Genomic DNA, 10,117 nt, shown 5'->3' with positions numbered 1-10,117 from the left:
GATGATATCTATTTTTTGTTTTGATCCACCAACAGAGTTGATGTTCAAAAACATTTATTGATTAACGTCTTGCATGTTCAGTTTTCAAGGTTCATAAATTATATTGGAGCGGGTGAAGAGAATCGAACTCTCGACAACAGCTTGGAAGGCTGTGGTTTTACCACTAAACTACACCCGCATTGAAATTATAATCTTTAAAAAATATGGCGCGCCCGGCAGAAGTCGAATCCACAACCTTCTGATCCGTAGTCAGACGCTCTATCCAATTGAGCTACGGGCGCATATCGTATATTATATATTGTAAGTTTTTTGGTGCGGTCGAGAGGACTTGAACCTCCACCGAGTAAACCTCGACTAGGCCCTCAACCTAGCGCGTCTGCCATTCCGCCACGGCCGCATTTTAATTGAAACATGTAGGTTATATTATATCACCTTAAAACATAATGTCAAGTTAAAATGGTGAGTCATGCAGGATTCGAACCTGCGACCCTCTGATTAAAAGTCAGATGCTCTACCAACTGAGCTAATGACTCGTAGCTAAAAGAATGTAAATGGCTGGGGTACCTGGATTCGAACCAGGGCATGACGGAATCAAAATCCGTTGCCTTACCGCTTGGCTATACCCCAAAAAGTAAATGGCGGTCCGGACGGGACTCGAACCCGCGACCTCCTGCGTGACAGGCAGGCATTCTAACCAACTGAACTACCGGACCATATGAAAATTGGTGACCCCTACGGGATTCGAACCCGTGTTACCGCCGTGAAAGGGCGGTGTCTTAACCGCTTGACCAAGGGGCCATATGGCTCCGAAGGTAGGACTCGAACCTACGACCGTCCGGTTAACAGCCGGATGCTCTACCACTGAGCTACTTCGGAAAACATGTTGCATTTTGTTACATTTTGTCGTCATCACCTTGTCGACTTTTATTATTATAGACAGGTATTCAGAAAAGGTCAAGAGTTTTTCTAAAAAAACTTTCAACCATTTTGCTTGATGTGCCCTGAACATTTGCTACAGCGGTATTTAGAAGGGTTCATTCTTTTTTTTCTAACATAGTTTGTACCGCATTTTATACATATATAGGTATAACTTTTATTAGAGCTTCTTCCCTTTATCTCTGCTAAATTTGAACAGTATCTAGGAGCATTCGTGTTCTTTAATAGAAAGCGAAAATCTGCATCACGATGTTTATACCCCTTTCCTTCTATATGAAGATGATAATGACATAGCTCATGACGAATAATTCCTTCTACTTCCTGTATACCGAACTTTTCAAAGGATTTTGGATTAATCTCTATATTATGTGATTGTAATAAGTATCTACCACCAGTAGAACGTAAACGCTTATTAAAATAGGCTTGATGTCTAAAAGGCTTATGGAATACGTTTATGGAGATTTCTATTACAAAGTTTTGTAGTTCCTCATCTGTCATATTATCCTTCCCTTTCTTCTATAAAATAAACCTCGCATTAATGCGAGGTTTATTTTCTGCTATTTTAATCGATTTGTTTCGCCGGGGGAAGCATCGTTAATGCAATTCTCCCTTTATCTTTCTCAATCTTTTCTACCCATACTGTTACAATGTCACCAAGAGCTACTACATCTAAAGGATGTTTTACATAGCCATTTTTTAATTTAGAAATATGGACAAGACCATCTTGTTTAACACCAATATCGACAAATGCACCGAAATCCACTACGTTGCGTACTGTACCTTGCATCTCCATTCCTGGTTGCAAATCTTCCATTTTCAAAATATCTTTCTTCAATAATGGTTGCGGGAAGGCATCGCGTGGATCACGTGATGGTTTCATCAATGTATCAATGATATCTTTCAACGTTACTTCTCCTACACCCCACTGCGAGCTTAAAGTTGAAATATCTAAGTTAGCTAGCGCTTGTTCAGCCTCCGCTGTACCTAGTTGTTCCTTCTTAATAGAAGCTACTTCGAGTAGTTTGTTTGCAAGGTCATAACTCTCTGGGTGAATACCCGTTGCATCCAATGGGTTTTTCGCTTCGGAAATTCGTAAGAAACCGATTGCTTGTTCATACGTTTTAGCCCCCAGACGCGGAATTTTCTTCAACTGTGTACGTGCTGTAAATTTCCCGTTTTCACCACGGACTTTAACAATGTTTTCTGCAACAGTTTTTGATAACCCCGATACATATTGTAAAAGTGAAGATGATGCAGTATTCACATCTACACCAACTTGGTTAACAGCTGTTTCAACGATGAACGTTAAAGAGTCTGCAAGCTTCTTCTGAGATACGTCATGCTGATATTGCCCCACACCTACTGCTTTTGGTTCAATTTTCACAAGCTCAGCCAGCGGATCTTGTAATCTTCTCGCAATTGAAACGGCACTGCGTTGTTCAACTTGCAAATCCGGAAACTCTTCCCGCGCTACTTCCGATGCGGAATACACACTTGCTCCAGCTTCATTAACAATAACAAATGCAGTTTCACTATTTAACTCTTTCAAACATTCTGCTACAAACTGCTCTGACTCACGGGAAGCTGTCCCATTACCAATGGCGATAATAGATATCGGATACCTTTGCAATATGTCCTTGAATACCTTTTTAGCTTGCACAGGATCTGTTTTTGGGGGATGTGGATAGATAACAGAGATTTCAAGCATTTTACCCGTGTCATCCACTACAGCCAATTTACAACCCGTTCGATATGCTGGGTCTAGTCCCAATACAAAGCGATCTTTTAGTGGCGGTTGTAATAACAGATTCCGTAAATTTTCAGAGAAAATATGAATCGCTTGAGCCTCCGCCTTTTCCGTCAACTCTCCACGCAATTCTCTTTCAATTGAAGGTTGAATTAGTCGTTTGTACGCATCTTCAATGGCTAATTCAACTTGTTTAGCTGCTGGTGATGATGTACGCGGGATCCATTCTGTGCACATCAATTGATGAACACGTTCTACTGGTACAGCTATATTAATTTTCAAAATGTCTTCTTTTTCACCGCGATTAATAGCTAATATGCGGTGAGGAACAATTTTATTAATTGGTTCTTCGTATTCATAGTACATTTCATAAACGGATTTTTCGTCTAAACTTTGATCTTTCACTGCGGAAAGAATCTTGCCATTTTGCCATGATAACTTACGAATTTTCTCACGAATAGCAGCGTCATCTGCAAAACGCTCTGCTAATATATCGCTAGCACCTTGCAACGCTTCCTCAACTGACTCCACATTCTCGTTGATATATGGTGCAGCTAATTCAGCAAGTGAAGTTGACGCAAATTTCTTCAATTCATCGGCTAAAGGCTCTAACCCTTTTTCTTTAGCAATTGTAGCTTTTGTTCTACGTTTTTGTTTATAGGGACGATATAAGTCTTCCACTCGTTTTAAAATGGTTGCCGCCTCTATATCTCTTTTAAGTTCTTCAGTTAGTTTACCTTGTTCATCGATAAGGCGAAACACTTCTTCTTTTCGTTGTTGTAGTTGTTGTAAATAATGATAACGTTCTTCGATTGCTTTAATTTGGACTTCATCAAGTGAACCAGTTGCTTCTTTACGATAGCGCGCTATAAACGGCACCGTATTTGAACCTTCTAGCAATTCGATAACCGATTCTACTTGTTTTGGTCGGATGCTAAGTTCTTTCGAAATTAATTGCTGCATTTTTTTGTTGTCCATTCAGTCACAACCTTTCTCTATCCTATTTATCTTATCATATAGGTAAGTCTAAAAACCTTTGCCACGTTGCTATGCATCACCTTTAATTCTATTTTTTCACAATAAATAAAAAGCCTACTCCAAAAGAGCAGACTCCTAACATCAAAGTTTCTATTGTTATTTTGGCTCTCGCCAACTATCACCGCTTTAATAAGGTGTCCAGTCTTCCAACGCCGCGCCATTTTATTACTTCGAGTATGGCATAGATAGGGATACTTAAATTACCTAAACTTGCATTTATTACTATCATTAAACCATTATTCTAATCTAAATTGAATTTTTCAATGGGTAGTACCAACAGCCTCTTGTAGCTTTTTTATCGCTTTCCTCTGTAATCTAGAAACATGCATTTGAGAAATCCCCAGACTTTCTCCTGCTTCTTTCTGACTTAGTTGATCCAAATATGTAAGCTGGATGATATGCTTTTCTTTTTCTGTTAAAACCTCCATAACTTCAGCCACCACCATACGTCGATTTGTTTTTTCATACCCCTCATCTTCATTACCAACAATATCGAAAAGGGTCATAGAACTACCATCTGAATCGGATTCCATCGTATAATCCATCGACAATGCTTGATACCCCCGTCCCATCTCCATTTCTTCTAATACTTCTTCTTCTTCAACCCCCAAGTACTCCGCAATTTCAATTACACGCGGGGAACGCTGGAATTCTATTGTCAGTTGTTCTACTGCGGACTTGATACGTGGCCCAAGCTCTTTAATACGCCTTGGCACATGGACATCCCACGATTTATCACGTAAAAAACGCTTTATCTCACCGATGATTGTAGGAACTGCAAAAGCTTCAAAATTACGACCAAAAGACACATCAAACCTTCTAATAGCTCCAAGTAATCCAAGCATACCTACCTGAACAATATCATCGTGGTAAGAACCACCTTTTGAATACTTTCTTGCAAGCGACTCAACTAAGTATTTATATTGTAAAACTAAATTGGTTTGCGCTTCATCATCTTCATTTTCTTGATATCTATTAATCCATTCTATAACTTGTTCTTTTGAGGCTGATTTAGAGGGTGATTTTTTCCACATTGTCAGTCACCTGCTCTCTGGCGACATATTTTGTCATTAAAACAGTAACGCCATTGTCATTAAGCACTTTTACCTCATCCATTAGAGTTTCAATTAAATAAAGACCTAAACCACCTTCTCGAATAAATTGAACATCTTCTTCTTCATGATAAGGACCTACCCTTTTTTTCACTTCCTTAAAATCAAAGCTATAACCATAATCCGCTACCATGATTTCAATTTTTTCTTTATATAACGCACATCCTACTACAACTTCGCCGTTATCATCTTCTTCATAAGCATGTTGAATAGCATTAGTAATCGCTTCACTAGTGGCAATTTTTAAATCTTCAATATCATCATAAGAAAAGCCAATTCGATTCGCTAAACCTGAAATGGTCAATCGTACAACCCCTACATATTGAGGCTTTGCTGGTATTCTCATTTCAAAGTAATCAAATTCCTTCATGGTTAGTAGTCGCCTTCCCCTCTTCTTCAATATTCATAATGTCACTTAGTCCAGTAATATTAAACAAGCGATATAAACGTGGTGATAACCCTCTTAATTTCACATCTCCACCGACGCTAATTACGTTTTTATAAAAAGCAACGATGACACCCAGTCCTGTACTATCCATATATACTACATCATGAAAGTCACATTCAATCTGGATACTCTCAGTTAATTTAATTTTATTTAGTTGCTCACGAAGCTTTGGTGCAGTGAAAGCATCTATTTCTCCATTGACATAAGCTATGCTTTTTTGTGCGTCTACAGTTTCTAATTTGAAATCCATATTAAAATCTCCTTCCATCTACTAATCTAGTTCAATTACTCATATATTACCCTATTACGATAACATTAAACCTTTTCGTTAGTTTTTTTAAATTCCTTGCATTAATGTAATCAGTATCCACCCTCTCATTAGAATAACAATGACAATCGCCAAATAAAAAAAAAGCACCAAAGTGAGATTCACTTCAGTGCTTAACATTTATGTATACCGTTAGAATTTCAAAAGTCCCAAACTAATTTCTAATGCTTCTTCTACTTTTTCCATTAAGGGATCATCAAGTTGTGTTATTTTATCAGTCAATCGTGATTTATCTATCGTACGCAATTGTTCAAGCAAGATGACTGAATCTCTTTCAAAACCATACTGCTTAGCATCTATTTCGACATGAGTTGGTAGTTTTGCCTTTTGAATTTGCGCAGTAATGGCCGCAATAATTACTGTCGGGCTGAAACGATTTCCTATGTCATTTTGAATAACCAGAACGGGTCTTGTACCACCTTGCTCAGACCCGATAACTGGTGATAAATCAGCAAAAAAAACGTCACCACGTTTTACGATCAAGTTTTCATCCTCCGCTTACGAGACGCTCCACCATATGTTCTGCTTCATACTCTAAATGTAGACATTCGCTACATATGGATAAGTTAATTTGTGACATCTCTATATAACCTTTAACCATTGCTTCTCGTATTTGATTTTGTTTGTATTCTCTTTTGTATCTCTTTGTTGGTGTATAAACGAATTCATCGCATTCTGTCGTAATTTGTCTATAAGCTTGTTCAATATTCTCAGCCATCTTATGCTTAGGTAGCTCTAAGATAACTTCACTTATCCTCTTCTTATTCACGGCCAGCACCTCCGACAAAACATTCCATCTTTTTCAATTCAACTTTCAACTTATCCCTATCTTAACATTGAAATTAATTGTTGAATAGACAAGAAAGGTAAGAATTTGACATTGTGGGTGGAAATGTTTTTATTTGTCGGCTGCAATCATTGTTATTAAAGACTTAAAGTTGTTGAATTATTTGTAGATCCTTGGAATTCTTGATGTTAACATACACGGTATTTCATATACAATTGTCTGAAGTCTTTCTGACCATTCTTTCATCTGAATTTCCTCTTGCTGTTGTTGACCAATTAATATAACCTTTTCTCCAACCGGCATCTCATATGGTAGCTTGATCATACATTGATCCATGCATATACGTCCAATAATCGGAACGCGATTTCCTTGTATCAATACTTCTTGATCGGCAAGTCCTCGTAATAGACCATCCGCATAGCCAATCGGCATTGTACCAATCCATTCTTCTTCAGTCGCTACATAGTTACCACCATAACTCACTGTATCACCTTGTTCAATTTTCTTCACATGAACAAGTTCACTTTCAAGTGACAAAGCAGGTTTCAAAGAAAATGGTAAATGCTTATCCACATATGGTGATGGTGCTAGTCCATACATAGAAATACCGAATCTAACGGCATCGAATTGTACATTTTCTTTATTTAGTGTCGCAGCTGTATTGGCAGCATGTATAAGACGCGGCTTCTTAGGTAAACTCTCAACAAATGATACGAATGTTGCTAATTGTTCGTTGTATTGAGTAGAATCTTCTTCATCTGCTGTTGCAAAATGAGTGAAAATGCCATCGATTAAAAAGTGCTTGTTCGCATCGATGGCATTATATAATGCTGTTAACTCAGCTTGTTTTCTAATGCCGATACGTCCCATACCACTATCAATTTTAATATGTAGCTTCAAAGGTTTTTTAAAATTTACCGCTTGTTTCTCCACTTCATTTACCCAATCCAACGAAAATACAGTTAGAGATATATCGTATTGTGCAGCAAAAGTTGCAAAATATACCGGTGTTGCTCCTAAAATTAATATTGGGGCTTCTTTTATAAACTCTCTTAAATGAAGTGCTTCCTCAGGAGTTGCAACAGCTAGCATTGAGGCTCCCGCCTGCAACGCTGCATTTGCTACCTGTAAATCACCATGACCGTATGCATTCGCTTTAACAACTGCAATAACCTCTGTCTCAGCATGTAAGTGTTCGCGCAGTTGTTTGATGTTATATTGAATATTTTCTAATTCAACGATTGCCTTAGTAGGGCGGAAATTTTGATGCTGATACATAGATGATCCCTCTTTAAAAATGGATTTTTTTCTATTATCCGCCCTGAAAAAGGTCAGGTCAAATGTTTCATCATTTTACTTCGCCATTTACCATAGATGATGCAACTTCCACCATCTCTTCACGAGTTAAAGAATTTGTCGCTATAAAGAAAGATACCCCATTTTTCTCCCAGCTAATCGAATTATCTGTAATTGCTCCGATAGTAAACCCTAAATCAGCTGGATCTCCTGGTGCAAATACCGGAACAGAGAGTGGATTTGTTTTAGTAGCTTGTTCAATCACTGTGAAAGGCTTGTCGCCCTCAAATGTCAAAATTCTTCTTTCACCATCTGCACTGGCAACTGTTTTTTCATCAGTCAGTTTGACATTTTCCCATTTAAGAACTGGGTAATGCGTTTGGAATTCAGGATTTTCAATTTCAGCCCCTGCTTGTGCATCACCTGTTACGCTCTTAGTCCCTGCTTTGTCTTCTCCAGTTGCATTCTCTGATGTTTTTCCAGAGTCATCTTTAGCATTTTCTTTTTCAGTTGTGGTTCCTTCAGCTTTTTCATCAGTTGCATTTTCTTTTTTTGCTGTTCCATCAGTTGTCCCTTTATCATTCGCGCCTTTTTTAGAGAAATCCTCTACTGCATAGTCTGTACCTTTTCTTGACGTTCCAAGCGAGATATTCTTGAATGTAATAACAATTTGTTCTTCCTTTGCTTCATTTAATACTGAAACTTTAGTTGGAAGTAATGTCTTTTTATCGATAAAAATTTGCTGGTAAGGTAACATTTTTGAATGATTATTACGTGTCTTGACTTCAAAGACATAAGACTTGTCTGATTCTGTCATCTTCGCATTCTCGTCAGCTTTTAAATCTTCTGCAAGTGCACCGATTAAGTACGCCTGACTATTTTGTTTCGGCCAATCACTTTGGAATTTATACGTTTTTTTCATAGAAGGTGTTACAACAAATACACCATCTTCATTGCGAATAATCATTTGCGAATCTTTTTCCCCTTGTTGTGCAACGGCTACACGATAAAAATCAGGCTTTGTATGCCATACATTGACATCATAAGTACGGGGTTCTGCACCTGATTTAATCTCCATCTGAGCAGTCAAATCATACCCCTTTGTTTCAGTCCATTTATTACTAGTTTTTTTCAAAACTGCTTCCTTTGAATTTGAACCACAAGCTCCCAAAACCAGCGATACAATCATAAGTAACGCAACCACTATAAAACGTTTTCGCAATTTCCCATCCCTTCTCAATTCTATCCGTTAAGATATCTTATGAAACAAGCTAAGCGTTTATGCTAGAAGGATTACCTGAGCTGCAGCATATTCTTTTGAATGGGTTATACTAACATAACCATCTACACTTTTCCCTTTAAAATAAAGAGTCGGTTGACCCAACTGGTTAGGCAAGACTTCGATGTCTAGAAAGCCACAACTCTTACCAATACCCGTTCCATTTGCTTTTGAGTAAGCTTCTTTAGCAGAGAATCGCCCAGCTAAGAATTCCATTTGGCGGCGTGCTTTTAATGTATCAAAAATAGCGAGTTCCTTATTTGTTAAAATACGCTGTCTAAATTTTTCACTGAGATCATTGGATCGTTTGACACGTTTGATTTCGACGATATCTAATCCGATTCCTTTTATCATATAAGGTTCTCCTTTCTTTCATTAGCTAAAACAATGTATAATAATTATACAAAATTGAGGTGAATAGATGTTTAATCGTAGAGAAAATTTATCACAGTACATAAAATACTACCCTGTCGTTTCGTTAATAATTGCACTAAATATTTTAGTCTATGCAATGGGTGTTTTACCTATCGTTGGTGATAACGTATTCAACTTAGGTGCCGGTGCAAACTTTTTAATTGCCGACGGGGAATATTGGCGACTAGTGACTCCAATCTTCCTTCATGCAGGTTTTCTACACTTACTATTTAATATGTTCTGGCTTTATTTATTTGGTCCTGAACTCGAAAAAATTGCAGGGAAGATGAGATTCTTCACCATCTATTTTTTTGCAGGACTTTTAGGTAATGTAGCAACCTATTTAATACAACCACCAAACTACATCAGTGTTGGAGCTAGTGGTGCGATATTTGGTATTTTCGGTGCATTTGCTGCACTAGTCTATTATACAAGAAATACCATGCCACAATTGAAGCAAACAATCATGCCTATTATCATTGTTAGTATTATAATGACATTCTTACAATCCAATGTTAATGCAACTGCACACATTGTTGGTTTGCTAACCGGTTTCGTTATCGGTCTAATCGACTTCCATCCACGCAGAATTTTAAATTGGCGGATAAAAAAGAAAAAATAAGAAAAGCTGTTGAGTTTGGGACTGACCCCTGTATTTAAGACAGGGATCAAAAAAGCATTTATCCAACCAGTTGTCGGTATTGTACCGGCGACTGGTTGTTTAGTTTCGCT

11 protein-coding genes and 8 tRNA genes are annotated in these 10,117 nt (G+C 37.8%); 1 reads left to right on the top strand and 18 read right to left on the bottom strand.

Annotated features, from left to right (window positions below):
• Positions 1 to 104 precede the first annotated feature (104 nt).
• The 18 genes from ACQKM9_RS21530 to acpS form a co-directional block, all read right to left on the bottom strand.
• Positions 105 to 178 (bottom strand) — tRNA-Gly (locus ACQKM9_RS21530).
• A 26-nt stretch (positions 179 to 204) separates the two neighbouring features.
• Positions 205 to 281 (bottom strand) — tRNA-Arg (locus ACQKM9_RS21525).
• Between the two features lie 29 nt (positions 282 to 310).
• Positions 311 to 397: transfer RNA gene (locus ACQKM9_RS21520), tRNA-Leu, on the bottom strand.
• A 60-nt stretch (positions 398 to 457) separates the two neighbouring features.
• A tRNA-Lys gene (locus ACQKM9_RS21515) sits at positions 458 to 533 on the bottom strand.
• 19 nt (positions 534 to 552) lie between these two features.
• Positions 553 to 627: transfer RNA gene (locus tag ACQKM9_RS21510), tRNA-Gln, on the bottom strand.
• A 9-nt stretch (positions 628 to 636) separates the two neighbouring features.
• Positions 637 to 713 (bottom strand) — tRNA-Asp (locus ACQKM9_RS21505).
• 10 nt (positions 714 to 723) lie between these two features.
• Positions 724 to 798 (bottom strand) — tRNA-Glu (locus ACQKM9_RS21500).
• A 3-nt stretch (positions 799 to 801) separates the two neighbouring features.
• Positions 802 to 876: transfer RNA gene (locus tag ACQKM9_RS21495), tRNA-Asn, on the bottom strand.
• Between the two features lie 102 nt (positions 877 to 978).
• Positions 979 to 1,434 carry a SprT family protein gene (locus ACQKM9_RS21490; protein WP_427736519.1) on the bottom strand — a complete coding sequence of 152 codons (456 nt, stop codon included), beginning with the start codon at positions 1,432 to 1,434 and terminating at the stop codon, positions 979 to 981.
• Between the two features lie 64 nt (positions 1,435 to 1,498).
• The gene (locus ACQKM9_RS21485; protein WP_427736518.1) at positions 1,499 to 3,661 is read right to left on the bottom strand and encodes a Tex family protein; all 2,163 of its coding nucleotides are present in this window, start codon (positions 3,659 to 3,661) and stop codon (positions 1,499 to 1,501) included.
• 320 nt (positions 3,662 to 3,981) lie between these two features.
• Entirely contained in the window at positions 3,982 to 4,755 is a 774-nt protein-coding gene (gene sigB, locus ACQKM9_RS21480; protein ID WP_427736516.1) for an RNA polymerase sigma factor SigB, read from the bottom strand.
• Complete coding sequence (gene rsbW, locus ACQKM9_RS21475; RefSeq protein WP_427736514.1) at positions 4,733 to 5,203, bottom strand: anti-sigma B factor RsbW; 471 nt, start codon at positions 5,201 to 5,203, stop codon at positions 4,733 to 4,735. Before rsbW ends, sigB begins: the two co-directional genes overlap by 23 nt.
• Positions 5,190 to 5,531 carry an STAS domain-containing protein gene (locus ACQKM9_RS21470; RefSeq protein ID WP_427736512.1) on the bottom strand — a complete coding sequence of 114 codons (342 nt, stop codon included), beginning with the start codon at positions 5,529 to 5,531 and terminating at the stop codon, positions 5,190 to 5,192. Before ACQKM9_RS21470 ends, rsbW begins: the two co-directional genes overlap by 14 nt.
• A 210-nt stretch (positions 5,532 to 5,741) precedes the next feature.
• The gene (locus ACQKM9_RS21465; protein WP_038185900.1) at positions 5,742 to 6,092 is read right to left on the bottom strand and encodes a type II toxin-antitoxin system PemK/MazF family toxin; all 351 of its coding nucleotides are present in this window, start codon (positions 6,090 to 6,092) and stop codon (positions 5,742 to 5,744) included.
• 4 nt (positions 6,093 to 6,096) lie between these two features.
• Positions 6,097 to 6,378, bottom strand: a complete 282-nt coding sequence (locus tag ACQKM9_RS21460; RefSeq protein WP_038185902.1) for a hypothetical protein — start codon at positions 6,376 to 6,378, stop codon at positions 6,097 to 6,099.
• Between the two features lie 177 nt (positions 6,379 to 6,555).
• Positions 6,556 to 7,674 (bottom strand): alanine racemase, encoded by a 1,119-nt coding sequence (alr, locus tag ACQKM9_RS21455; RefSeq protein ID WP_427736510.1) that lies wholly within the window; start codon positions 7,672 to 7,674, stop codon positions 6,556 to 6,558.
• A gap of 70 nt (positions 7,675 to 7,744) precedes the next feature.
• Positions 7,745 to 8,914 carry a LolA family protein gene (locus ACQKM9_RS21450; RefSeq protein WP_427736508.1) on the bottom strand — a complete coding sequence of 390 codons (1,170 nt, stop codon included), beginning with the start codon at positions 8,912 to 8,914 and terminating at the stop codon, positions 7,745 to 7,747.
• 57 nt (positions 8,915 to 8,971) lie between these two features.
• Complete coding sequence (gene acpS, locus ACQKM9_RS21445) at positions 8,972 to 9,325, bottom strand: holo-ACP synthase (RefSeq protein WP_053419214.1); 354 nt, start codon at positions 9,323 to 9,325, stop codon at positions 8,972 to 8,974.
• 67 nt (positions 9,326 to 9,392) lie between these two features.
• On the opposite strand from acpS, the gene ACQKM9_RS21440 reads away from it, so the two are divergent.
• Positions 9,393 to 10,007: a rhomboid family intramembrane serine protease gene (locus ACQKM9_RS21440; RefSeq protein ID WP_427736506.1), complete on the top strand. Its 615-nt coding sequence runs from the start codon at positions 9,393 to 9,395 to the stop codon at positions 10,005 to 10,007.
• Positions 10,008 to 10,117 lie beyond the last annotated feature (110 nt).

Origin of the sequence: Viridibacillus sp. NPDC093762, assembly GCF_050279675.1 — a bacterium.
In the GTDB taxonomy this organism is placed as follows: Bacteria; Bacillota; Bacilli; order Bacillales_A; family Planococcaceae; genus Viridibacillus.
The sequence above is the reverse complement of the archived record's forward strand: the minus strand, read 5'-3'. Positions and strand labels throughout refer to the sequence as shown.

Coding starts and splice junctions, on each gene's coding strand:
- ACQKM9_RS21485 (WP_427736518.1), bottom strand. CDS start 3,661: ATGGACAACAAAAAAATGCAGCAATTAATTTCGAAAGAACTTAGCATC.
- sigB (WP_427736516.1), bottom strand. CDS start 4,755: ATGTGGAAAAAATCACCCTCTAAATCAGCCTCAAAAGAACAAGTTATA.
- acpS (WP_053419214.1), bottom strand. CDS start 9,325: ATGATAAAAGGAATCGGATTAGATATCGTCGAAATCAAACGTGTCAAA.
- alr (WP_427736510.1), bottom strand. CDS start 7,674: ATGTATCAGCATCAAAATTTCCGCCCTACTAAGGCAATCGTTGAATTA.
- rsbW (WP_427736514.1), bottom strand. CDS start 5,203: ATGAAGGAATTTGATTACTTTGAAATGAGAATACCAGCAAAGCCTCAA.
- ACQKM9_RS21440 (WP_427736506.1), top strand. CDS start 9,393: ATGTTTAATCGTAGAGAAAATTTATCACAGTACATAAAATACTACCCT.
- ACQKM9_RS21490 (WP_427736519.1), bottom strand. CDS start 1,434: ATGACAGATGAGGAACTACAAAACTTTGTAATAGAAATCTCCATAAAC.
- ACQKM9_RS21470 (WP_427736512.1), bottom strand. CDS start 5,531: ATGGATTTCAAATTAGAAACTGTAGACGCACAAAAAAGCATAGCTTAT.